Source organism: Isoptericola sp. Y541 (genome assembly GCF_059445465.1).
In genome coordinates this window covers 915181-937730 of the sequence record NZ_JCAIUJ010000001.1, presented here as the reverse complement: position 1 = coordinate 937730, position 22550 = coordinate 915181, and the positions used below count along the sequence as shown (strand labels likewise).

Annotated in this window: 19 protein-coding genes; 11 read left to right on the top strand and 8 right to left on the bottom strand. The window is 74.3% G+C overall.

The features are described 5' to 3' along the window. The first annotated feature begins 95 nt into the window (after nt 1-95). From AC1C2V_RS04225 to AC1C2V_RS04195, 7 genes are all read left to right on the top strand, one after another. On the top strand, nt 96-1085 hold the full coding sequence (locus AC1C2V_RS04225) for an ATP-binding cassette domain-containing protein (RefSeq protein WP_495388303.1): 990 nt from the start codon (nt 96-98) through the stop codon (nt 1083-1085). Then, nucleotides 1082-1894 carry an ABC transporter permease gene (locus tag AC1C2V_RS04220; RefSeq protein WP_495388302.1) on the top strand — a complete coding sequence of 271 codons (813 nt, stop codon included), beginning with the start codon at nt 1082-1084 and terminating at the stop codon, nt 1892-1894. Before AC1C2V_RS04225 ends, AC1C2V_RS04220 begins: the two co-directional genes overlap by 4 nt. 117 nt (nt 1895-2011) lie before the next feature. After that, complete coding sequence (locus tag AC1C2V_RS04215) at nt 2012-3052, top strand: TetR/AcrR family transcriptional regulator (protein ID WP_495388301.1); 1041 nt, start codon at nt 2012-2014, stop codon at nt 3050-3052. 209 nt (nt 3053-3261) lie between these two features. Continuing rightward, on the top strand, nt 3262-6291 hold the full coding sequence (locus tag AC1C2V_RS04210) for an FAD-binding and (Fe-S)-binding domain-containing protein (RefSeq protein ID WP_495388300.1): 3030 nt from the start codon (nt 3262-3264) through the stop codon (nt 6289-6291). 483 nt (nt 6292-6774) lie between these two features. Next, complete coding sequence (locus AC1C2V_RS04205) at nt 6775-7647, top strand: P-loop NTPase family protein (RefSeq protein WP_495388299.1); 873 nt, start codon at nt 6775-6777, stop codon at nt 7645-7647. Continuing rightward, nucleotides 7644-9818 carry a YhgE/Pip family protein gene (locus AC1C2V_RS04200; protein ID WP_495388298.1) on the top strand — a complete coding sequence of 725 codons (2175 nt, stop codon included), beginning with the start codon at nt 7644-7646 and terminating at the stop codon, nt 9816-9818. Before AC1C2V_RS04205 ends, AC1C2V_RS04200 begins: the two co-directional genes overlap by 4 nt. 76 nt (nt 9819-9894) lie before the next feature. Next, the gene (locus AC1C2V_RS04195) at nt 9895-10500 is read left to right on the top strand and encodes a nitroreductase family protein (RefSeq protein WP_495388297.1); all 606 of its coding nucleotides are present in this window, start codon (nt 9895-9897) and stop codon (nt 10498-10500) included. 388 nt (nt 10501-10888) lie between these two features. On the opposite strand, the gene pdxR is transcribed toward AC1C2V_RS04195, so the two are convergent. Next, entirely contained in the window at nt 10889-12340 is a 1452-nt protein-coding gene (gene pdxR, locus AC1C2V_RS04190; protein WP_495388296.1) for a MocR-like pyridoxine biosynthesis transcription factor PdxR, read from the bottom strand. 92 nt (nt 12341-12432) lie between these two features. On the opposite strand from pdxR, the gene AC1C2V_RS04185 reads away from it, so the two are divergent. Beyond that, nucleotides 12433-13413 (top strand): aldo/keto reductase, encoded by a 981-nt coding sequence (locus AC1C2V_RS04185; protein ID WP_495388295.1) that lies wholly within the window; start codon nt 12433-12435, stop codon nt 13411-13413. Nucleotides 13414-13441: 28 nt separating this feature from the next. Here AC1C2V_RS04185 and AC1C2V_RS04180 read toward each other — a convergent pair whose 3' ends face one another. The 3 genes from AC1C2V_RS04180 to cofD are packed head-to-tail and all read right to left on the bottom strand — an operon-like array spanning nt 13442 to nt 15505. After that, entirely contained in the window at nt 13442-13783 is a 342-nt protein-coding gene (locus tag AC1C2V_RS04180) for a cupin domain-containing protein (RefSeq protein WP_495388294.1), read from the bottom strand. Nucleotides 13784-13829: 46 nt separating this feature from the next. Then, on the bottom strand, nt 13830-14552 hold the full coding sequence (gene cofC, locus AC1C2V_RS04175; protein WP_495388293.1) for a 2-phospho-L-lactate guanylyltransferase: 723 nt from the start codon (nt 14550-14552) through the stop codon (nt 13830-13832). Further along, nucleotides 14549-15505, bottom strand: coding sequence for a 2-phospho-L-lactate transferase (cofD, locus tag AC1C2V_RS04170; protein WP_495388292.1), 957 nt, complete (start codon nt 15503-15505; stop codon nt 14549-14551). The genes cofC and cofD overlap by 4 nt, the downstream gene beginning before the upstream one ends. A gap of 168 nt (nt 15506-15673) precedes the next feature. Between cofD and AC1C2V_RS04165 the strand changes: the two genes are divergently transcribed. Together AC1C2V_RS04165 and AC1C2V_RS04160 are read left to right on the top strand one after the other, a co-directional pair. Further along, entirely contained in the window at nt 15674-15991 is a 318-nt protein-coding gene (locus tag AC1C2V_RS04165) for an MTH1187 family thiamine-binding protein (RefSeq protein WP_495388291.1), read from the top strand. 140 nt (nt 15992-16131) lie between these two features. Beyond that, nucleotides 16132-17775: a restriction system modified-DNA reader domain-containing protein gene (locus AC1C2V_RS04160; RefSeq protein WP_495388290.1), complete on the top strand. Its 1644-nt coding sequence runs from the start codon at nt 16132-16134 to the stop codon at nt 17773-17775. A gap of 19 nt (nt 17776-17794) precedes the next feature. On the opposite strand, the gene AC1C2V_RS04155 is transcribed toward AC1C2V_RS04160, so the two are convergent. Beyond that, complete coding sequence (locus tag AC1C2V_RS04155; RefSeq protein WP_495388289.1) at nt 17795-18625, bottom strand: ABC transporter permease; 831 nt, start codon at nt 18623-18625, stop codon at nt 17795-17797. Further along, the gene (locus AC1C2V_RS04150) at nt 18625-19722 is read right to left on the bottom strand and encodes an ATP-binding cassette domain-containing protein (protein WP_495388288.1); all 1098 of its coding nucleotides are present in this window, start codon (nt 19720-19722) and stop codon (nt 18625-18627) included. The genes AC1C2V_RS04155 and AC1C2V_RS04150 overlap by 1 nt, the downstream gene beginning before the upstream one ends. Before the next feature lie 112 nt (nt 19723-19834). On the opposite strand from AC1C2V_RS04150, the gene AC1C2V_RS04145 reads away from it, so the two are divergent. Further along, nucleotides 19835-20815 (top strand): helix-turn-helix transcriptional regulator, encoded by a 981-nt coding sequence (locus AC1C2V_RS04145; RefSeq protein ID WP_495388287.1) that lies wholly within the window; start codon nt 19835-19837, stop codon nt 20813-20815. Nucleotides 20816-20988: 173 nt separating this feature from the next. On the opposite strand, the gene AC1C2V_RS04140 is transcribed toward AC1C2V_RS04145, so the two are convergent. Together AC1C2V_RS04140 and AC1C2V_RS04135 are read right to left on the bottom strand one after the other, a co-directional pair. Beyond that, nucleotides 20989-21948 carry a zinc-binding dehydrogenase gene (locus tag AC1C2V_RS04140; protein ID WP_495388286.1) on the bottom strand — a complete coding sequence of 320 codons (960 nt, stop codon included), beginning with the start codon at nt 21946-21948 and terminating at the stop codon, nt 20989-20991. Between the two features lie 99 nt (nt 21949-22047). Beyond that, nucleotides 22048-22476 carry a VOC family protein gene (locus tag AC1C2V_RS04135; RefSeq protein ID WP_495388285.1) on the bottom strand — a complete coding sequence of 143 codons (429 nt, stop codon included), beginning with the start codon at nt 22474-22476 and terminating at the stop codon, nt 22048-22050. Nucleotides 22477-22550: the final 74 nt, after the last annotated feature.

The window sequence follows — 22550 nt, the reverse complement described above, 5'->3', positions numbered from 1 at the left end:
AAGTCTATGGTCAACACCGCGTGTATGACGTACGCTCGTGTACGCCATACACACACGGCCCACTCGGGCGACGACCAACCACGAGGGGAACGGCCATGAACGACCCGATGATCGCGGTGCGGGGGCTGCGCAAGTCCTACGGGCGCACCGCCGTGCTGCGCGGCGTGGACCTCACCGTGCGGCGCGGCGAGATCTACGCGCTGCTAGGCCCGAACGGCGCCGGCAAGACGACCGCCGTCAACATCCTCACCACGCTCGTGCACCCGGACGGCGGCACGGCGACGATCGCCGGGGCGGACGTGGTGCGTGAGGCGGCGCGGGTGCGCCGCAGCATTGCCCTGACCGGCCAGTACGCGTCGGTGGACGAGTTCCAGACGGGGGAGGAGAACCTCGTCATGATGGCGGACCTCGCCCACCTGCCGCGGGCCGCCGTGCGGCGGCGGGCGCAGGAGCTGCTGGAGCGTTTCGACCTGACGGCCGCCGCCCGCCGGCGCGTGGGCATCTACTCGGGCGGTATGCGACGTCGCCTCGACCTGGCCATCAGCCTCGTCGCCGACCCGGACGTGCTGGTGCTGGACGAGCCCACCACGGGCCTCGACCCGGCGTCCCGCTCCCAGCTCTGGGAGGTGGTGCGGGGCCTCGCCGCCGACGGCACTACGATCCTGCTCACCACTCAGTACCTCGAGGAGGCGGACCGCCTCGCCGACACGATCGCCGTCCTGTCCGAGGGGCGCATCGCCGCGCGCGGCACGGCGGCCGAGCTGAAGTCGCTCGTCTCCGGCGACCACGTGCGCGTCTCCTTCGACGACGCGGCGAGCCTGACGGCCGCGCGCGGCATGGGGGTAGCCGGCCTCGACGCCGCGGAGACGGACGAGAAGAGCCTCGCCCTCACGTTCCCCAGCGCCGAGCCCGTTCGAGCGATCCGGCAGGTGCTCGAGCAGGCGGAGGCCCACGGCCTCGCCGTCGCGGGCGTGAGCGTGGTCAAGCCGACGCTCGACGACGTCTTCCTCGCACTCACCACCACCGGCGGCGCCACCGCCCGCCCGGCCGCCGTCACCCCGTCCCCCGAGGAGGCCCTGCGATGACCACCACCCTGCCGGCGCCCGCCGGCACCGCGCCAGCCCGCCCGCAGCCCACGCGTGGTGCGCCGCTGCGCGACGTCGCCACCATGGCCCGCCGCGAGGCCCGCCGCTCCCTGCGCTCCGTCGACGGGATCATCACCGCGTTCGCCCTGCCCGTGATGATCATGCTCGTGTTCGTCGTCATCTTCGGTGGCGCGATCGACACCAGCGGCGACTACATCAACTACGTCGTGCCCGGGGTGCTCATCATGTGCCTGGGCTTCGGCTCCGCGACGGCCGCCGTCGCCGTGGCGCAGGACATGACCTCGGGCACCATCGACCGGTTCAAGACGTTGCCGATCTTCGCGCCGTCCGTCCTGTGGGGGCACGTCATCGCGAGCGTCGTGCGCAACCTCGCGTCCGCCGCCGTCGTCGTCCTGGTGGCGGTGGCGCTCGGCTTCCGGCCCGACGCCGGGCTGGGCGACTGGCTCGGGTTCGTCGGCTTCGCGGTGCTCGCCGTGCTGACCTTCACCTGGCTCAGCACAGCCCTCGGCCTGGTGCTGAGCGTGGAGGCGTCGCAATCCGTGAACTTCCTCTTCCTCTTCGTGCCGTACCTCAGCTCGGGGTTCGTCCCGGTGGAGACCATGCCGGACTGGCTGCACGGGTTTGCCGAGCACCAGCCGTTCACCCCGATCATCGAGTCCGTGCGCGGCCTGCTGATGGGGGCGCCGGACGGCGGCACGATCGTCACGGCGGTCGTGTGGCTCGTCGGCTTCCTCGCGGCGAGCGTCGTCGTCGGGGGCGTCCTGTACCGCCGTCGGACCGCGCGCTGAGAGAGCTGGTCGTCGGTCGATCCTGTCGAGACCCCGCCGAGGTCTCGACAGGCTCGACCGACCGATGCATTGTTGCGACAAGCTCGAGCGCCGGGGATGTTCGGGGATGATGAGGGCATGACGGACACGCCGGAGACCGACCAGCCGGAGACCGACCTGCCCGAGCAGGAGCTGCCCGAGCTGCCGCCGCGCCTCGCGCTCGCGTGGGGCGTGGCCGAGCGGCCGGAGCGCGTGCCACGCCGGGAGCTCAGCATCGAGCGCATCGTCGAGGCGGCCGTCGAGATCGCGGACGCCGAAGGGCTGGCCGGCCTCTCGATGGCCCGGGTGGCCAAGAGCCTCGGCTTCACCACGATGTCCCTGTACCGGTACGTCACCAGCAAGGACGACCTGCTGCTGCTGATGCAGGAGTTCGCCATCGACGTCGAGTACCCGCCCGCGCACGAGCCGGCCGACTGGCGGGCCGAGCTGCGCGAGTGGGCGCTGTTCACCCTCGCGGTCTACCGCGGGCACTCCTGGGTGCTCGACATCCCCGTGACCGGCGCCCCGATGACGCCCGCCAACCTGCGCGTCGTCGACGCCGGGCTGCGCGCCCTGCGCTCCACCGGGCTGACGGACGACGAGAAGATCGCGACCATCCTCCTCACCAGCGGGTACGCCCGGAACGCGGCGCTCATCGGCCGCGACCTGGACCGGGCCGTCGCCGACGCCGGGGGCGACGACGACATGCTGGGTTCCGCGTACCGCGACGCCCTGCGCCTCCTGGTCGACGAGATCCGGTTCCCGTACCTGCGGCCGCTGGTGGAGCGCGGCACGTACGTGCCCGCGAGCGGCGGGCTCGACGAGCTCGACGACGTCGCGTGGGGCCTGGAGCGCGTGCTCGACGGCCTCGAGGCGTACGTCGGCGGGCGCGCGTCGGCGCCCGCCGCACCCACGAGGGACGACCCGGACGTCGCGGCCGCCGTCGTCCTCGTGGGCACCTATGCCTCCGACGCGAAGGTCAAGAAGGCCGCGGCCAGGCGCAAGGAGGCGGACAAGCGCGTCCGCGAGGCGCAGAAGCGGGTCCGCGAGCTGGAGAAGGCGGCCCGGGACGCCCACAAGGCCGAGGCGGAGGCGGCGCGCGTCGCGGCGGAGCGGGCCGCGAACCGACACGCTGGTTGAGCCTGTCGACAGGATCGCTGGTTGAGCCTGTCGAAACCCGGTTCGTGGTCTCGACAGGCTCGACCGACGAGATCGCTGGTTGAGCCTGTCGTCGAGATCGCTGGTTGAGCCTGTCGAAACCCGGTTCGTGGTCTCGACACGCTCGACCGACGAGGCGGTACGGCGTGGACGCGTCGGCGGTTCGAGTGCACCGATGGCAGAATCGGTGGGTGCCAGCCCAGACCCGGAACTCCCCGACACCGGACCGGGGCGCCGACACCGCGCCCACCCGAGACGAGGCGGAGCAGGCGGCGCAACGGGCGGCCGACGAGGCCCGCGGCGCCGTCGCGTCCGCGCTGCGGACGGTGGTCGCCGGCGAGGTCGACACGTCGTCGCGGCGCCGGGCGGAGTACTCGACGGACGCCTCGAACTACCGCGTGGTGCCCGATGTCGTCGCGTTCCCGCGCAGCACGCGCGACGTCGTGCGCGGCCTGGAGGTGCTCCGCGAGCTCTCGATCCCGGTGACGGCCCGCGGCGCGGGCACGTCGGTGGCGGGCAACGCCGTGGGCACCGGGGTGGTGCTCGACTTCTCCCGGCACCTGGACCAGGTCGTCTCGGTCGACCCGCAGGCGCGCACGGCCGTCGTCGAGCCCGGCACGGTGGTGTCGTCGCTGCAGCGTGCGGGCGCCGCGCACGGCCTGCGGTTCGGCCCCGACCCGTCCACGCAGAACCGCGCGACCCTCGGCGGGATGATCGGCAACAACGCGTGCGGCCCGCACGCCGTGGCCTATGGCCGCACGGCCGACAACGTGGTGGAGCTGGACGTCGTCGACGGGCGCGGCCGGCGCTTCACCGCCGGTCGGGGCGACCCGACGTTCGCCGCCGTCCCCGGGCTGGCGGAGCTGGTGCGCGAGAACCTCGCGCTCATCCGCACGCAGTTCGGCCGGTTCGGGCGGCAGGTGTCGGGCTACTCCCTGGAGCACCTGCTGCCGGAGCACGACTCCGACCTGGCCAAGGCGCTGGTGGGCACCGAGGGCACGGTGGTCACCGTGCTCGGCGCGACGCTGCGCATGGTGCCGGTGCCGACGGCGCCCACGCTGGTGGTGCTCGGGTACCCGGACATGCCGTCCGCGGCCGACGACGTGCCGCGCCTGCTGGGGCACCACCCGCTGGCGGTCGAGGGGCTCGACGCCCGCCTCGTGGACGTGGTGCGGCGGGCCAAGGGCGACGCCGCGGTGCCGGCGCTCCCTGACGGCGCGGGCTGGCTGATGATCGAGGTGGGCGGCGCGAGCCAGGACGAAGCGGCCGCGCGCGCCGCGGCGGTCGTCACGTCCTCGTCGGCGCTGTCGTCGCTGGTGCTCCCCGCCGGCCCGGACGCCACCAAGATGTGGCAGATCCGCGCCGACGGCGCGGGGCTCGCCGGGCGCACGCCCGCGGGCGAGCAGGCCTGGCCGGGCTGGGAGGACTCCGCCGTCCCGCCCGAGCGGCTCGGCGCGTACCTGCGCGATCTCGAGGACCTCATGAAGCGCTACGGCGTGGACGGCCTGCCGTACGGCCACTTCGGGGACGGTTGCGTGCACCTGCGCATCGACATCCCGCTGGAGACCTCCGGCTCCGTGCTGCGCACCTTCATGACCGACGCGGCCCGACTCGTGGCCTCCCACGGGGGGTCGTTGTCCGGCGAGCACGGCGACGGCCGGGCGCGCTCGGAGCTGCTGCCCCTGATGTACTCGCCGGAGGCGATCCGGCTCCTGGAGCAGTTCAAGGCGCTCTTCGACCCGGACGACCTGCTGAACCCGGGCGTCGTGGTGCGGCCCGTCGCGATCGACGCCGACCTCCGCCGCCCGGCGGCGCGGGCCGTCCCGACGAGCACCGCGCCGGGGGAGCGCGGGTTCGCGGGCCTGGGTCCCCTGCGCGGGATCTCGAAGAAGACCGGGCACACCGGGTTCTCCTTCTCCCACGACCACCACGACCTCACCACCGCCGTGCACCGCTGCGTCGGGGTGGGCAAGTGCCGCGCGGACGACCACGCCTCGGGCGGGTTCATGTGCCCCAGCTACCAGGCGACCAAGGACGAGAAGGACGTGACGCGCGGGCGCGCCCGCGTGCTGCAGGAGGCCGTGAACGGCACCCTCGTGGGCGGCCTCACGGCGCCCGAGGTGCACGAGTCGCTGGACCTGTGCCTGAGCTGCAAGGCCTGCTCGTCGGACTGCCCGGCCGGCGTAGACATGGCCCAGTACAAGTCCGAGGTGCTGCACCGTACATACAAGGGCCGGCTCCGGCCGGTGGACCACTACGCCCTGGGCTGGCTGCCCCGTTGGGCCCGGCTCGCCGGCGGGATGCCGCGGTTCGTCAACAGCGTGCTGGGCGTGCCGTGGATCGCCAAGGCCGTGCTGTGGGCGGGCGGCATGGACACGCGGCGGCAGGTGCCACAGTTCGCGGAGATCCCATTCCGCACCTGGTGGAAGCGGGGCTGGGCGTCGCACGGCGTGCCCGGCCTGCGCGCGGGGGAGCGGCCCGGGTACCCGGTCGCGGACCGGCGGCCCAAGGTCGTGCTCTGGGCCGACTCCTTCAACGACGCCCTCTCGCCCTCCGTGCCGCAGGCGGCCGTCACGGTCCTCACCGACGCGGGCTACGACGTCGTCGTTCCGGAGCAGCAGGCGTGCTGCGGCCTGACGTGGATCTCGACGGGCCAGCTCGACGGCGCCCGGCGCCGCCTGTCGCAGCTGCTGTCCGTGCTCGGCCCGTACGCGGTGAACGGCATCCCGATCCTCGGGCTCGAACCGTCGTGCACCGCGGTGCTGCGTTCCGACCTGCTGGACCTGTTCCCCGACGACCCCCGCGCCCAGGCCGTCGCCGACGCGACCCGCACACTGGCGGAGCTGCTCACCTCGCCGGACACCGCCCCGGGCGCGCGCTGGCAGGTGCCCGACCTCTCGGACGTGACCGCCGTCGTGCAGCCGCACTGCCACCAGCACTCCGTGATGGGCTTCTCGGCGGACGAGGCCCTGCTGCGCGCCGCCGGCGCCGAGATCAAGGTGCTGGCTGGCTGCTGCGGCCTGGCCGGCAACTTCGGCATGCAGAAGGGGCACTACGACGTGTCCGTGGCGGTGGCGGAGAACGCGCTGCTGCCCGCGCTGCGCGAGCGCGCCGAGGGCACGGAGTACATCGCCGACGGCTTCTCGTGCCGCACGCAGGCCCTGCAGCTCGAGGGCGTCGAGGGCAAGGCGCTCGTGGAGGTCATCGCCGCGCGTCTCTGACCGCCCCCGCCCCGTTCGGTCGGTGAGGGCGAGGACGCCGGACCGGCGGGCTACCCATCCCCGCGCGAGCAGCTGCAGCGGGCCGCTGGGCGTGAAGCCGATGACGCCGGCGGTCGTCGTCATGCGTGCGACGAGGGCCGAACGCACTCGGTCCAACGCGTCCTCCGTGACGTCGTCGCTGGCGAGCGGGCCGCGCCAGATGTCCTCCCAGACTCGCCGGTGCGTCGTGACGGAGCCGACGAAAGTCCCACGGCGTGCGCGGGGCGGTCGGCGAGGGGACGATCGTCGGGTGCCAGCAAGGTTTCTTCCAGCTCGGCGACCGCCTGCAGCGCGACCTCCCGCCGCAGCTGAACGGTCGAGCCGAAGTAGTGGAAGACCAGCGCCTTCGAGGCGCCGGCACGGGGCACCCACACTCAATACCAGTCGTCGAGTTGTTGATCGCACGTCGACAGGCGCCGCGTGCGGCGGGGACGGGGAGCAGCAGTGCAGATCACGCTCAGCGGGGTACGGGTCGACGGGCGTCGGGAACCGATGCTGGAGGCCACCGACCTCGCCTGGTCGTCGGGGGAGTGCCTGCTGGTGGCCGGCGAGCCGGGCCACGGGCACACGGCGCTCGCCCTCGTCGCGACCGGGCGCTTCGTCCCCTCCGCGGGTACGGTCCGCCTCGACGGCGCGGAGGTCGCACCCGGGGTGCTGCGCGCCTGCACCGCCGTCGTGGACGTGTCGGGCATCAATGAGCCGGACGACGCGCTGACGCTGTCCGACGTCGTCGCCGAGGGCCTCGCGCTCGCGGGGCGCGGCTCGCTCCCGGGCGACGTCACGCGCTGGCTCGACGAGCACAACCTCACGGGCGACCGCGGGCTGCGGGTGGACCAGCTGCCCGGCGTCGTGCGTACCGCCGTGCTGGCGGCGCTCGCCACGGAGAACCCCGACGTGCGGTTCGTCGTGCTCACGCTGCCGGACCGGCACGGCGGCGAGCCGTCGGGCTGGTGGGCGACGGCGCGCACGCTGGCGGCGGCGGGGCTCGGCGTGCTGGTGCAGTGCACGCGGTCGTCGGCGCGCGAGCTCGGCGCCCACCTGCCGCCCGCCCGCGGGCAGAGCATTCACGAGCCCCCGCAGGTGGTGCTGCGCGTCGCGCCGCCCGTCGCTGAGCCCCCCGTCGCTGAGCCCCCCGTCGCCGAGCCCCCCGTCGCTGAGCACCCCGTCGCCGAGCCGCCGCAGGACGGCGCGCCGGACGACACACAGCCGCTCCCATCCGTCGTCGAACCCGAGCCCACGATCGGGCACCACCACACCGCCGCGGACGGCACGACCGACGAGACGTCGCTCGAGACGACCAAGGAGGAGGACAGGTGACCGCCATCCGGCTCGCCCTCTCGGAGCTCAAGCGACTCGCCGCGGGGCGCTTGCCCCGGCTCGCCATCCTCGCGATGGCACTGATCCCCACGCTGTATTCGGGGCTGTACCTGTTCGCCAACCACAATCCGTACGGGGCGCTCGAGAACGTGCCGGCAGCGGTCGTCGTGCAGGACGAGGGCACCACGGTCACCGACGCCGAGACGGGGAAGAAGACGGAGCGGGACTTCGGCCGCGACGTCGCCGACCAGCTCCTGAAGGACGGCGGCTTCGGCTGGGTGGAGACGTCGCAGGCGGATGCCGAGGCCGGGGTGCGGTCCGGCCGCTACGACGCCGCCCTCGTCATCGGGCCCCAATTCTCGGCCGACCTCGCCTCCTCGGGCGAGTTCAAACCGAAGAAGGCGAGCCTCACGCTCATCACCAACGCCGCGAACAACTACCTGGCGGGCACCATCGCCGACCAGATCGTCGGGAGGGTGCGCGACGCGATCGCGTCCGAGGTCGGAACCACGGCAGCCGACACGTTCCTGCGCGGCTTCGCGTCCATCCACACCAACCTTTCCGACGCGGTGGACGGCGCGAGGCGCCTCCTGGGCGGCGCCACTGAGCTCGACTCGGGCCTCGCGGAGGGGGAGAAGGGCGCGCACACCCTCGCCGACGGCGCCGCGGAGGTCGCCGACGGCACCACGACGCTCAACGACAAGGTCGGCACGCTCACCAGCGCCGTGGGGCAGCTCGACGACGGCGCGAAGGAGCTCGCGTCCGGGCTGGGGGAGCTGCGCTCGAAGACCGCGGACCTGCCCGCGCAGACGGAGAAGCTCGCCGACGGCGCCGATCAGGTGGCGGACGGCAACGCGGAGGTGGCGCAGTACGGCCAGGACGCAGCCGACGCCGCCCAGCAGGTGCTGCCCACCCTCGACGGGGCGCGGTCCGATGCGGCCGAGGCCTTCGACCAGGGGCGGGCGGACCTCGGCCAGCAGCTCGCCGACCTCTGCGCGCAGGCCGAGGGCACGGATCTCGAGGCGCAGTGCGGACAGCTACGAGCCGACGTCCTCGACCGGCTGGACACCGTGCGTGACGACGTCGCCACGGCGCTCGACGCCCAGCGCACGGACGTGCAGGGCGCCGTGAAGACCGTGGAGGGCGCGTCGGAGAAGCTGGACGAGCTCGCCGACGGGTCCCGGCAGGTGGCGACCGGCGCGTCCACGCTCGCCGATGCGACTCCGGAGCTGACGTCGGGCATCGCGTCGGCCGCGTCCGGCGCGGACCGGCTGGCGGGCGGCACGGGGGAGCTCGAGAACGCGACCCCCACCCTCGTCGACGGGGTGCACCGCCTGGCCGACGGCGCCGAGGAGGTCTCTGGCGGTGCCGCCAAGCTCGCGACCGGCACGACCAAGCTCGCGGACGGCGCCGGGGAGCTCAAGAGCGGCACCAAGGAGCTGTACGACGGGCTGGCCGAGGGGCTCGGCAAGATCCCCGACGTCGACGCCAAGACGCGCGAGGACACGGCGGACACCATCGGCAACCCGGTCGAGGTGCGCAACGAGGCCCTGTCCCAGGCCAGCACCTACGGGGCCGGCCTGGCCCCGTTCTTCCTGTCCCTGGCCACGTGGATCGGGGCGTACGTGCTGTTCCTGCTGGTGCGGCCGCTGTCCACGCGGGCGCTCGCCGCGGGCCGGTCGGCGCTCGCCACCGCGCTGGGCGGCTGGGCGACCCCGGCGGCCATCGGCGTCGTGCAGGTGGCCGCGATGTTCGCGGTGACCAAGTTCGCGCTCGACATCCAGCCGGTGTACGGGCTGTCGACGGTCCTGTTCATGGTGCTCGTCTCGGCCACGTTCATCGCGATCATGCAGGCGCTGAACGTCTGGCTCGGCGCGGCGGGGCAGTTCCTGGGGCTGGTGCTCATGCTGGTGCAGCTGGTCACCGCCGGCGGCACGTTCCCGTGGCAGACCATCCCGCAGCCGCTCAAGGCGATGCACCAGTTCCTGCCCATGACGTACGCCGTCGAGGGGCTGCGCCAGCTGCTGTACGGCGGCGACCTCACCACCGTCGTGCGGGACATCAGCGTGCTGGTCGGCGTGTTCGTCGTCGCGCTGGCGCTCACGACGCTCGCCGCCCGCCGCCAACGGGTCTGGACGATCACCAAGCTGCAGCCCGAGCTCGTCCTCTGACCGGAACGACGGCTGAGCTTGTCGAAACCACCTCGCTGGTCTCGACGGGCTCGACCGGCGGTAGAGGATGGGGGGCGTGGACTTCCAGGACGTGGTGCGACGCCGGCGGATGGTGCGGCGGTTCACGGACGAGCCGGTGGCGCCCGCCGCGGTGGACCGGCTGGTGCGCAACGCCGTGCGTGCGCCCAGCGCGGGGTTCTCGCAGGGCTGGTCGTTCCTCGTGCTGACGGAGCCGGCGGACCGGGAGCGCTTCTGGACGGCGGCCACCCCCGCAGCGTCCGAGCGCGACATGTCCGCGTGGCTCACGGGTATGCGCACCGCGCCGGTGCTCGTCGTCGCGCTGTGCTCGAAGGCCGCCTACCTCGGCCGGTACGCCGAGGCCGACAAGGGCTGGACGGACCGCGACGAGGCGCGCTGGCCCGTGCCGTACTGGCACGTCGACGCCGGGATGGCGTCGCTGATCATGCTGCAGACGGCCGTCGACGAGGGTCTCGGCGCGTGCTTCTTCGGCATCGGCGCGGATGAGGTGCCGGCGTTCCGCGAGGCGTTCGGCATCCCGGACGAGTGGGTCCAGACCGGCGTCGTCGCGGTGGGTCACCCGGCGGACGGCGGTGCGAAGGGATCGCCGACGCGACGCCGCCGCAAGCCGCTGGACGAGGTCGTGCACCGCGGGCGTTGGTGAGGCGTCTGCCCGAGCGGGACGACGCGCTGAGCGGGCCGGGTGTCCTCAGGCGCTGCCGAGGTGGCCGAGTGCAATCACAGTGACACCGTCGGGGCGCGAATAGCTGGTGGTCCCGGCCGTCAGGACGTTGAGCGACGTGAGCTGTCCGGCCCGCTTCTCGGAGACCTTGGTAGCAAGGGCGGACAAATGAGCCGCTGCGCTGTCGATGTTTGCCGTGCCCCCGAGCTCGACTTCGTCGCGGTAGTGGTAGACCGTTCCCCCGAGCTTCTGTGCATGGATGCGAAGGTCGCGGACACACAGCGATTCGAACAGCAGGCCGAGCGTCTTGAGGTCATCGAGGAGCGTGCGCGCATTTGCTCCGAGTGTCGCGGCCAGGGTCGGTCGCGGCTCAGCTCGCGGCAGCGCGGACGGCCGCGGCGAGCTGGGCGACAGCCGAACCGACCCTCGCGTCGGCGAGGTTGCCGTACCCGACGACGAGCGCCTCGGTCGGCAGGGCGGGGCCCGGCGCCGCGCTGATGCGGTACCTGCGCAGGTCGGCCACCGTGACGCCGCGGTCGGCGGCGGCCCGCACCACCGCGGCGGCGGGGACGCCGTCGGGCAGGCCGAGGACCACCTGCAGCCCGGCGGCGAGCCCGGTCACCGGCAGCCCGGGCAGGGCGGCGCCGAGCGCTTCGAGCAGCGCCGCCCGCCGCGCCCGGAAGCGTCCGCGCGCCGCGCGCAGATGGCGTTCGTAGGCGCCGTCGGTGAGGAAGCGGCCGAGCGCGAGCTGGTCGATGGTCGACGGGCCGTGCCCGCCCGCGTGCGCGCCGAGCCGGTCGCGCCACCGCGGCGGCAGCAGCAGCCAGCCGAGGCCGAACGCCGGCGAGACCGTCTTGCTGAGCGACCCGAGCAGGGCGACGCGACCCGGGTCGTGACCCTGGAGCGCGGCGACCGGCCGCCGGTCGTAGCGGAACTCGGCGTCGTAGTCGTCCTCGATCACCAGGCCGTCGGCCTCCCGCGCCCACGACACGAGCGCGTCGCGCCGCTCGGGGGCCAGCGCCGCGCCGCTCGGGAACTGGTGGGCCGGCGTGACGAGGGCTGCGCGGGCGCCGGTGCGCCCGGCCGCCGCGACGAGGGCGTCGACGACGACCCCGCGCTCGTCGACGGGAACGGGCACGGGGACCAGGCCGCCGTCGCGGGCCACGTCGCGCAGCCGCCCCCAGCTCGGGTCCTCGACCAGCAGGGTGCGGTGCCCGGCGGACCGCAGCGCGCGGGCGAGGCGGGTCATGCCGTCGGCGGCGCCGTGCGTCACCACGACGTCGTCGCTGCTCGCGCAGGTGGAGCGGGCCCGCGCCAGGTAGTCGACGACGGCGGCGCGGGCCGCCGGGTGGCCGGCGGGGTCGGGGGCGCCGAGGTCGGCGTCGGGGGCGTCGGCGAGCGCGTCGCGCAGCGCCCGCAGCCAGGCGGCGCGGGGCACGTGCCGTAGGTCGGGTACGCCGGGGGCGAGGTCGAGGTGCGCGCGCCCGGGCGGGTCCGCCGCCCCCGGCGCCGGCGACACGGGGCGCTTCGGGACGGCGTGCGCCGCGGCTCCGGCGGCAATCCGGGTGCCGGAGCCCACGCGCGCCTCACAGAATCCCTCGGCGACGAGCTGCCCGTAGACCTCGGTCACCACCCACCGCGACACGCCCAGCGACTCCGCGAGGGCGCGGCTCGGCGGCAGCGCGGCGCCGCCGGGGACGCGGCCGCCGCGCACGGCGCCGCGCACGGCCCGCTCGAGGCGCGCCACCAACGGGGCGTCGTCGTCCCCGAGGTCGAGCACGGTGTCCCACGCCAGGCGCGGATTGGTCTGGGCCGATGCCATGGGATTGGACGGTACACCCGGACCGATCGGCTCGTAGCGTCGTGGATGTCAGCCGGCGGGACCTCCGCCGGCACCTACGGACAGGAGCACCCATGCGTGACCGCACCATCGGCGACGGAACCACCTCCTTCGAGGTCAGCACCCTGTGCCTCGGCACCATGTGGTTCGGCACCCGGACCGACGAGACGACGTCCCGCGCGATTCTCGACCGGTTCGTCGAGGCCGGCGGCACGTTCCTCGACACGGCCAACAACTACAGCTCGTGGATCGGGGGCACCGGCCGGGACAGCGAGGACGTCCTCGGCCGCTGGCTCGCGGACCGGGGGAACCGCGACGAGCTGCGCATCGCCACCAAGGTGGGCGCGGCCAAGAAGGACCCGAACCAGCCGTTGTCGAACACCCCGCCCGCGAACTACCAGGGGCTCGCGGCCGAGACCATCGCCTGGGAGGCGCGCGAGAGCATGCGCCACCTGGGCGTCGACCACCTCGACGCCTACTACGGCCACGTGGACGACTACGACACCCCGCTGGACGAGACCGTCGGGGCGTTCGGCAAGCTGCAGGCCGAGGGGCTGGTCGGCATCGCCGGCATCTCCAACGTCGCGCTGCACCGCGTGGTCGAGGCCCGCGAGGAGGCCCGCCGCCAGGGCGTCGCGCCGTACGGCCTGGTGCAGCAGCAGCTCACCTACCCGTACCCGCGGCCCGACGTCGGCCGGCACAACTGGGCGTCCTACGAGCTGCTCGACTACGCCCGCGCGTCGTCCGACGCGGGCAGCCCGCTCGCCGTCGTCGCCTACTCGCCGCTCATGCAGGGCGCGCTGGTGCGCGACGACAAGCCCCTGTGGGACGGCTTCGACCACCCGACCACGCACGAGCGGCTGCGCGTGCTGCGCGAGGTCGCCGCGGAGATCGGCGCCACCCCGAACCAGGTGGTGCTCGCCTGGCTCCTGGGCGGCGACGTGCCCGTGGTGCCGATCGTCGGCGCGAGCACCGTCGCGCAGCTCGACGAGCTGCTCGGCGCGGCCGAGCTCGACCTCGACGACGAGCTGCGCGTGCGCCTCGACGCGGTGTGACGGGCTGCTCCGGCCACTATTCCGGCTGCTACTCCAACCACTCCGTCGAGAAGCGGTCGCTGGCGTGGACGTGCACGGCCTCATAGACCTCCGGCCCGATGACGGTGAACTTGTGCGGGGTCTGGGGTGGCGCCACGAGGATCTGGCCACCGACGGCGACCACCTCGTCGTCGCCTACCCGGAACAGGGCACGCCCGGAGCGGATCACGAACGTCTCCGTGTACGGGTGCAGGTGCAGACGGGGGCCGGCGCCGTCGCGGTCGGTGCGCGAGAAGATCACCGACACGGCCGAGCCGTGCAGGTAGCCCTCGAAGTTCCTGCTCGGCAGGCCCGATTGCTCGATCAGCTCGATGCTCGGCTCTGTGCTCATGCGCTGTGGACCGGGCCTCGGTGCGGAACTGAGCGGCCCGCGGAGCTCAGGGCAGGGGGTGCTCGACGTCGACGCGAAGGCGGTCACGGACGGCGTCGGGCAGCTCGCCCCAGTCGTCCAGGGTGTCGAGGTCGACGGCGGTACCCGGGCGCCGCGCGACGACGGGGCGCAGGCCGACGCGCTCGGCCTCGGCGACGTGCGCCGTCCGCGACCCCTCGCCGAAGCGGAACCGGAAGGCGGCGTCCCCGGGCAGGCGAGCGGGCAGCGCGAGCAGGTTCGTGCCCGCGAGGTGCCGGTCGGTGGCCACGACGACCGCGGCGTCGTCGGCGAGCAGCGCCGCGACGTCGTCGGTCGTGAGCAGCGGCAGGTCGGCGTGGGCCACGAGCAGCCGCACCGCCCCGAGCGCGAGGGCCCGCTCGCGCCCGACGTCCAGCGCCGCGTTGAGCCCCGGCCGCTCGGGCGGCTGGGCGACCACCTCGAGCCGCGCGCCGGACGATGCGGCAGTTGGGGGACGGTGCGGCAGTTCGAACTGCCGCACCGTCCCCCAACTGCCGCGCCGTGCCACGGGCGCGAGCGTCTCGGTCGTGAACGGCAGGTCGCCGGTGACGACGAGCACGTGGTCGACGCCGTCCGAAGCCAGCAGGACGCCGACCACGTGCCGGGCGAGGGCCGCGACCAGCCGGCGCCGGGCCGCCGGGTCCAGGGCGGTCGCCAGCCGCGACTTCCCCGAGAAACCGTCCCGCAGCGGGACGACGGCGACGACCGTCACGCGGCCGGTCCGACGGCGGACAGCAGCTCGCGCGCGAGCCGCTCGCGCCCCGCCGGGCCGCCCATGACGGTGTCGGTGACGAGCACCTCGAACCCGAGCTTGGCGATCGGCGCGGCCAGGGCGGCGTCGGCGTCGTCCACGACCATCACGTCCACGAGGCCCGTGTACAGGCGGGCGACGCCGAGCGCGGAGACCTCGTGCCCGAGCGTCTCCAGGATCTGCGCGGCCGGACCCTTGATCGCCTGTCCGCCGACGATGGGGCTCACGGCCACGCGCCGCGCCGTCGACGCACGCACGGCGTCGCGCACCCCGGGCACGGCCAGCACGGGCTCGACGGACAGGAACGGGTTGGACGGCGCGACGACGAGCATCCCGGCGCCGGCGATCGCGTCGAGCACCCCCGGTGCGGGGCGGGAGGCGGCGGCACCGTCGAAGGCGAGCCCGAGCACGGCGTCCGCGTGCCGGCGGCGGACGAAGTACTCCTGGAACGCGACCCGGCCCTTCGGGGTGTCGACGAGGGTGCGCAGCCGGTCGTCGGTGACGGGCAGCACCCGGGCGGACACGCCCAGGGCCGCGGTCAGCCGCGCGGTCACCGCGCTGAGCGGCTCGCCGTCCCGCAGTGCCGCCGTGCGCACGACGTGCGTGGCCAGGTCCTTGTCGCCCAGCGCGAACCACGTGTCCTCGCCGAGGCGCGCGAGCTGCTCGAGCGTCGCGTACGACTCGCCCTGCAGCCCCCAGCCGCGCTCCTCGTCGTTCAGGCCCGCGAGGGTGTACATGACGGTGTCGAGGTCGGGGGAGACCTGCAGCCCGTGGCGTTCGGTGTCGTCGCCGACGTTCACCACGACGGACAGCCCGCCGTCGGGCAACCCGCCGTCGGGCAGGGCGAGGGCGAAGCCGTGGGCGAGGCGGGCGCCGCCGACCCCGCCGGCGAGAAGAGTGACGCGTGTGCTCACCCGACGAGCCTAAGGTCCCGCGGCGCCTCTTCCGCAGGTTGAGCCTGTCGAAACCTGGTCTTTCGCTGGTTGAGCCTGTCGAAACCCGGTCTTCCGCTGGTTGAGCCTGTCGAAACCTGGTCCTCGACAGGCTCAACCGACGACATGGGATGTGTGCAGGATGGGGCCATGGCTGTCTTTGCTTTCTCCGTCGCCCCGCTCGGCGCGGGCGAGTCCGTGGCGGACTCCGTCGCCGCCGCCGTCCGCATCGCCCGCGAGTCGGGGCTCCCGACGCGCACCACCGCGATGTTCACCGAGATCGAGGGGGACTGGGACGAGGTGATGCCGGTGATCCAGCGCGCCACGGAGGCCGTGGGCGCGGGCGGGCACCGCGTCTCGCTCGTGCTCAAGGCCGACATCCGCCCCGGCTACACCGGGCAGCTGGACGCCAAGATCGCGCGGGTGGAGGAGCGGCTCGCGGACGGCGGCGGCGCGGGCCACGCGTAGCCCCGGAACATCTCGCCGGTGCGGCGGCGCACCGCGACGAGGCCGGGAGCCGCCTGTGTTGCAGGCCACGTCGGGAGGGGCCTTAGGCTGGGCCCGGGATCCGGCCACCCGGGCCGCGATCCGAGCCAGGAGTGGTGTGCATGCCCCTGTTCGAGGTCGACGCGCAGCGGCCCCTCCTCGTCCAGCCCGGCCAGTCGCCGGCGGCACCTCAACCGGGCGTCGGTACCACCGCCCACCGGGTGGTGGACAGCCACATCGACGGCCTGCTCGGCGAGCAGATCTTCCCCGTCGCCCCGGGCGCCGGCCCCGACGAGCCGCACCTCCTGGCCCTCGACGCCACCGGCTCGCCCGTGGTCGTGGAGCTCGTGGCCGACCTCGACCGGGCCGCGCTCACCCGCGCCCTGGACCACGCCGGCGCGGCCGGGCGCCTGACGCGCGGCGCGCTCTCCGAGCGATACCACGGCGGCCCGTCGGCGTTCCACCGCGACGTCGCGGCGTTCTACGACAGCGTGCCCATCACCCGCTCCCAGCCCGGGCGCAGCAGCGCGCGGCTCATCATCATCTGCCAGGAGGCGAGCGAGGAGATCCTCAACGCCGTGGACTTCCTGCGCCAGCCCACCATGCCCGTCGAGGTGCTGAAGATGGGCGTGGTGCACAGCGCCGACGGGCGCCGGTTCGTGGACGTCTCGCCCCTCGTGATCCACCCGGCGTCGGCGCCCACGGCCCCGCGGCTGTCCGCGCCCGAGGGCGGCCAGGCGCCCGCCGTCGCGGGGGCGACGACGGACGCGGCCGCGCGGCGCGCGGCGGAGCAGGCGGCCGGCCTCGAGCCGGAGATCTTCGCGGAGGGTGTCGCCGTCGGGCTGGCGCTCACGGGCAAGATGCCGGCCGGGACGCAGACCCGGTCGCGACGCCGTGCGGCCCGCCCGCGGTCGCCGGAGTCCGCGCCGTCCGCCGACGCGGGCCTCGCGACGGGAGGCTTTCCCGAGCCGGTCCGCGGTGTGGGCCCCGTCCCCCCGCCGCCCATGCCGGCCCCCGAGCCCCCCGTGCCTCCTGCGCCCCCCGCGGCGCCCAGCCGGTACTCCGGCCTCGACCCCGACCTCGAGGACACACGGGAGACCAGGCCGCGCCCGCTGTCGGAGCATCGGCCCGGTGCGGCGGCGCCCACGGTGCGGCGGCGCTCGCGGGCCGACCGGTTCGCCGGGCAGTCGTTCGAGGACGCCGAGTCGTACGCCCCTGCGGGCCACCGGCCGGGCCTGGGCGAGGCGTTCGGCGAGGCCGCGACCCCGGCCTTCGACCTGCCGGTCCCCGAGCCCCGGTGGTCGGGCGTCGAGGACGACCTGCCGCGCCTGCAGGTGCCGCCGCTCGAGCCGCCCCGGCTGAGCACGCCGCCGCCCGTCCCGCTGGACGACGGCCGATGGTCGAGCGTCCCGCCGCCGCCAAACCTGCAGGGCGGCTACGACCCGCTGACGTCGCCCGTGCCGCCGGAGCCCTGGGCGCCGACGGTCACCGTGGACTACGAGGTGGACCCCGACCTGGTCGCGCTCGCGAGCACCCTCGGCCACCCGACGGTGATCGTGTGGTCCCGGCCGCGCCGCCGCCAGCACTTCGAGGCGGTGCTGCACCCGGACGGCACCATCGAGCTGACCGACGGCGGGCGGTACCGGCACCCGGACCACGCGGCGTCGGCGGCCTCCGGGTCGCCCACGGCCGACGGCTGGAGCGTGTGGCGCCTCGGTCACGACGGCCCGACGCTCATGGACGCCTTCCGGCACCGCTTCGCCTGACCGGCCTCGGCGCGGGCGATCAGCCGCCGGAGCGGTCCATCGCCCGCACTCCGACCGCCAGCCCGGCCGCGGCGGTGAGCGCCGCGGCGAGCCAGCCCCACGCGACGGACGACGACGCGAGGTCGCCCGCGAAGAGGTCGCGCGCGGAGTCGACGACGTACCGCAGCGGGTCCGCGTACGAGACCGTCCGCATCCATGCCGGTCCGCCGTCCAGCGGCAGCAGCATCCCCGACAGCAGCATGAGCGGGAAGATCACCGTCTGCTGCACGATCCAGAACATCCACTCCTGCTTCCGCACGGCCAGGGCGAGCGCGTAGGAGAACCCGCCGATCCCGACGCCGAGCACGGCGAGCTGCCCGAGGGTGAGCACCACGCCCAGCGGGTCGGGGCGCAGCCCGAAGGGCAGCATCACGACGACTACCAGCAGCGCCTGCACGACGACCGGTACGACCTCCTTGAGCGCACGACCCACGAGCATCGCGGGGCGCGACATGGGCGTCACCAGCAGCCGCTCGTGCGAGCCCGACGCGAGCTCCATCTGCAGGTTGGAGCCGGTCACGGTGCACCCGAACAGGGTGGTCATCACGAGGATGGACGGGACGAACCACAGCCAGACGTCGCCGCCCAGCGCCTCCGTGCCGCCGAGCGAGCCCACCAGCAGCGGCCCGAACAGCGCGAGGAAGAACAGCGGCTGGACCAGCCCGAAGATCATCGAGAACGGGTCACGCACGAGCGGGCGCAGCTCGCGCGTGAGCACCAGGCCGGTGTCGCGCCAGAACCGGCCGGCGGGGGACGGCGTCGTGGCGGACGTCGTCGCGGGCGGGGCGGTCAGGGTGGTCGCGTGGCTCATCAGGCCACCTCCTTGCGGTCGTCGGTGGTGCGGTCGTCGGTGGCGCGGTCGTCGGTGGTGCGGTCGTCGGTCGGGAGGGCGTCGGTGGTGACGTCGTCCGTACCGGGGGCGAACGCGGTCTCGCGCAGGCTGCGGCCGGTGAGGGCGAGGAAGACGTCGTCGAGGGTCGGGCGGGTCACGTGGACGCCGAGGACCTCGGCGCCGGCGGCGTCGGCGGCCCGCAGCAGCCCCGGCACGGCGCGGGTGCCGTCGGCGGAGCGCACGGACACCGTGCCCACCGCGGCGCCGTCCTGCGTCACGGCGACCGCGCGCGTCGCCGGGTCGTGCTCCGCGATCCGCGCGAGGGCGGGCAGGTGCTCGGTCGCGGCCTGCAGCATCACGTGGTCGCCGGCGAGATCGGCCTTGAGCGCGTCGGCCGTGTCGTCGGCGATGACCTGACCGTGGTCGACCACGACGACGCGCTCGGCCATGGTGTCGGCCTCGTCGAGGTAGTGGGTCGTGAGCACGATCGTCATCGGCGGGCCGGAGCCCTCCGCGGCGCGGGCGCGCATCCGCAGCACGTGCTCCCACAGGTTGGCCCGGTTGTGCGGGTCCAGGCCGGTGGACGGCTCGTCGAGGAACAGCAGCGGCGGGGCCTGCACCAGCCCGAGCCCGACGTCGAGCCGGCGGCGCTGGCCGCCGGACAGGCTGTCCACCTTGCGCCGCGCGAGCGGGGCGAGGTCGAGTGCCTCGAGCAGCTCGTCGGCACGGCGTCCGGCGGCACGCCGGTCCATCCCGTGCACGCGGCCCTGCACGACGAGCTCGTCGCGCGCCTGCTGCACGGACGCGGCGCCGTTGCCCTGGCCGACGTAGCCGATCGAGGCCCGCACGCGGTGCGGCTCGGTCGCGACGTCGTGACCGGCCACCTGGGCCGTGCCGGACGTCGGGGTGAGCAGCGTCGTGAGCATGCGCATCGTCGTGGTCTTGCCGGCGCCGTTGGGGCCGAGCACGGCGACGAGCTCGCCGGGCTCGACGTCGAGGTCGATGCCGCGCACGGCGTGCACGGTCTCGTGACGGCTCACGGGGAAGTCCTTCGTGAGCCCGCGGGTGCGGATCATGGATCTACCTCCTGGAAGTTCGAGGGGCTGGTCGGTTTGGAGAACGGTTCGAGGACCACGATGCCGAGGGTTGCGGTCAGCTTCTGTCCTCTACCCGTGCCAGCCTGGGGACATGATCGAGACCTCGGGGCGGCTGCTCTCCCTGCTTTCGCTGCTGCAGGCGCGTCGGGACTGGCCGGGGCACCTGCTCGCCGACCGGCTCAAGGTCAGCCCGCGGACGGTGCGCCGCGACGTCGACCGGCTGCGCGAGCTCGGGTATCCCGTGCGGGCCACGCGTGGCCCGGACGGCGGCTACCGGCTCGTCGCGGGCGCGGAGCTGCCGCCGCTGCTGCTCGACGACGAGCAGGCGGTAGCCGTCGCCGTCGCGCTGCAGACGTCCACGACGGCCGGGACGCAGGACGCCGCGCTGCGGGCGCTGGCCACCGTGCGGCAGGTGATGCCCGCGCGCCTGCGCGCGCGCATCGACGCCCTGGAGATCACGGCCGCGCGCGACCCGGAGGCGCCGTCGCGGCCCGAGGTCGACCACGACACCCTGCTCGCGCTCGGCACCGCGATCCGCGCCCGCGAGGTCGTCCGGTTCGACTATGAGCGGGGCTCCTCGCCGGTGATCGGCACCGGGCCGGATGCGTTCCGGCCGCCGCGCCGCGTGGAGCCGCACCATCTCGTCACGGTGGAGGGCCGTTGGTACCTGGTGGCATTCGACCTCGACCGCGACGACTGGCGCCGGTTCCGCATCGACCGCCTCACCCTGCGCACCGGCAGCGGCCCGCGCTTCGTCGCGCGCAGGGTGCCCGGCGGCGATGTCGCACGCTACGTGCTGGACGGCTTCGGCGCGGGCGGGGCGGCCGCGGCGCGCGGTGAGGCGGTGCTGCACACGCCGGCGGAGCGGGTCGCGCCGTGGGTCGGGCGGTGGGGCGTCGTCGAGGCGCTCGAGGATGCCGGCGGCGAGCCTCGGTGCCGCGTGGTCCTCGCGTCGTGGTCGTGGGTCGGGATCGCCGCGCACCTGGCGATGTTCGACGTGCCCTTCGACGTCGTCGGGCCGCCCGAGCTGCGCGCCGCGATGGTCACCCTCGCGTCCCGCTTCGCCGGTTGAGCCTGACGGCCCCGCTGGTTAAGCCTGACGGCCCGCTGGTTGAGCTTGTCGAAACCAAGGCGTCGGGGGTTTCGACAGGCTCAACCGGCGAGGTTCGTCGGGGGTTTCGACAGGCTCAACCGGCGAGGTTCGTCGGGGGTTTCGACAGGCTCAACCGGCGAGGTTCGTCGGGCTCAGGGCAGGACGACGATCTTGCCGGTCTGCTCGCCGGCGTCCAGCCGCGCCAGGCCCGTCGCGACGTCGGCGAGGCGCACCTCGGAGTCGATGACGGGCCGCACGCCGGTGCGGGCGCAGAACCGCACCAGGGCAACCAGGTCGTCGCGCGACCCCATCGTCACGCCCTGCACCCGGATCTCGTTGAAGAAGACGCGCGTCAGCTCCGCGGGCGGCGCGTCCCCGGACGTCGCCCCGCACACGACGATCGTGCCGCCGGGCCGCACCGAGCGCACCGAGTGCGCCCAAGTGGCCTGGCCCACCGACTCGATCACCGCATCCACGCGGCCGGGCACGCGGGCGCCCGTCTCGACCGCGTGCGCCGCACCCAGGGCCACGGCGTGCTCCCGGCGCTCGGCCGAGCGCGAGGTCACCGTGACCTCCAGGCCGGCGGCCGCGCCCAGCAGGATGGCGGCGGTGGCGACGCCGCCGCCCGCGCCCTGCACGAGCACCCGGTCGCCCGGGGCGAGCCCGCCGGCGCCGAACAGCATCCGGTAGGCGGTGAGCCAGGCCGTGGGCAGGCAGGCGGCCTCCTCGAACGACAGGTCGTCGGGGAGCGGCACCAGGTTGTGGGTGGGCACGGCGACGCGCTCCGCGAGCGTGCCCGGGTACTTCTCCGACAGCAGCGTGCGGCGCTCGTTCGGCCCGACGCCGTGCCCGTCGGCGCCGATCACCCCGTGCAGGAGCACCGGCGTGCCGTCGGCGGCGGTCCCCGCGGCGTCCGTGCCGAGGATCATCGGCAGCTGCTCGGCCCGCAGGCCGACGCCACGCAACGACCACAGGTCGTGGTGGTTGAGGGAGGCGGCGCGCACCTCGACGGTGGTCCAGTGCTCCCGCGCCTCCGGTTCCGGCCGGTCGCCCACCTCCAGCCCGTCGAGCGGGGAGTCGGGCGAGAACCGGGCGACAGTGGCGGTGAGCATGCGGACCAACCTAACGCGCGATGACCGCGGCGCCTTCGACCCTGGGATCCGTACCGTCAGGTTGATGGCGGTACGAATCCCGTGGTCGAAACGGGACTGTCAGGGAGCGCCGACGTCGAACATCCAGGTGACGCCGTAGCGGTCGGTGACCTGGCCGTAGAAGTCGCCCCAGGGCGCCTTGTCGAACGGCATCGCGTCGGAGCCGCCCTCGGCGAGCTTCGCGTACGCGCCCGCCACGTAGTCGTAGTCCTCGGGCCCGCCGGTGAGCGCCACGGTGACGCCGCTGGTGGGCGCGACGTACGGCATCATCGAGCCGGTGTCGGCCGCCATCAGGGTGAGGCCCGACGGTGCGTCGAGCTGGCCGTGCATGACCAGGTCCTTGTCGGCATCGTCGATGGGCATTCCGGAGTCTGCCGGCATGGACCCGAACGTGCTGACGTCGAGCTCGCCGCCGAGCACCGAGCGGTAGAACTCGAGGGCCTCGCCGGCCTGGTTCTTGAAGCTGAGATAAGGGTTGAGCCGGACCATCGGGGTCGCCTCCAGCAACGCTGCGGAGTGGGCGGCCGCGCGGGTCGGCGGCCGCTCCCACCGTAGGCAGACCC

Excerpts from the sequence above, each read along its gene's own strand:
- AC1C2V_RS04225 (WP_495388303.1), top strand. The coding sequence starts at position 96 with ATGAACGACCCGATGATCGCGGTGCGGGGGCTGCGCAAGTCCTACGGG.
- AC1C2V_RS04220 (WP_495388302.1), top strand. The coding sequence starts at position 1,082 with ATGACCACCACCCTGCCGGCGCCCGCCGGCACCGCGCCAGCCCGCCCG.
- AC1C2V_RS04215 (WP_495388301.1), top strand. The coding sequence starts at position 2,012 with ATGACGGACACGCCGGAGACCGACCAGCCGGAGACCGACCTGCCCGAG.
- pdxR (WP_495388296.1), bottom strand. The coding sequence starts at position 12,340 with ATGGCATCGGCCCAGACCAATCCGCGCCTGGCGTGGGACACCGTGCTC.
- AC1C2V_RS04185 (WP_495388295.1), top strand. The coding sequence starts at position 12,433 with ATGCGTGACCGCACCATCGGCGACGGAACCACCTCCTTCGAGGTCAGC.
- AC1C2V_RS04180 (WP_495388294.1), bottom strand. The coding sequence starts at position 13,783 with ATGAGCACAGAGCCGAGCATCGAGCTGATCGAGCAATCGGGCCTGCCG.
- AC1C2V_RS04165 (WP_495388291.1), top strand. The coding sequence starts at position 15,674 with ATGGCTGTCTTTGCTTTCTCCGTCGCCCCGCTCGGCGCGGGCGAGTCC.
- AC1C2V_RS04160 (WP_495388290.1), top strand. The coding sequence starts at position 16,132 with ATGCCCCTGTTCGAGGTCGACGCGCAGCGGCCCCTCCTCGTCCAGCCC.
- AC1C2V_RS04155 (WP_495388289.1), bottom strand. The coding sequence starts at position 18,625 with ATGAGCCACGCGACCACCCTGACCGCCCCGCCCGCGACGACGTCCGCC.
- AC1C2V_RS04150 (WP_495388288.1), bottom strand. The coding sequence starts at position 19,722 with ATGATCCGCACCCGCGGGCTCACGAAGGACTTCCCCGTGAGCCGTCAC.
- AC1C2V_RS04145 (WP_495388287.1), top strand. The coding sequence starts at position 19,835 with ATGATCGAGACCTCGGGGCGGCTGCTCTCCCTGCTTTCGCTGCTGCAG.
- AC1C2V_RS04140 (WP_495388286.1), bottom strand. The coding sequence starts at position 21,948 with ATGCTCACCGCCACTGTCGCCCGGTTCTCGCCCGACTCCCCGCTCGAC.
- AC1C2V_RS04135 (WP_495388285.1), bottom strand. The coding sequence starts at position 22,476 with ATGGTCCGGCTCAACCCTTATCTCAGCTTCAAGAACCAGGCCGGCGAG.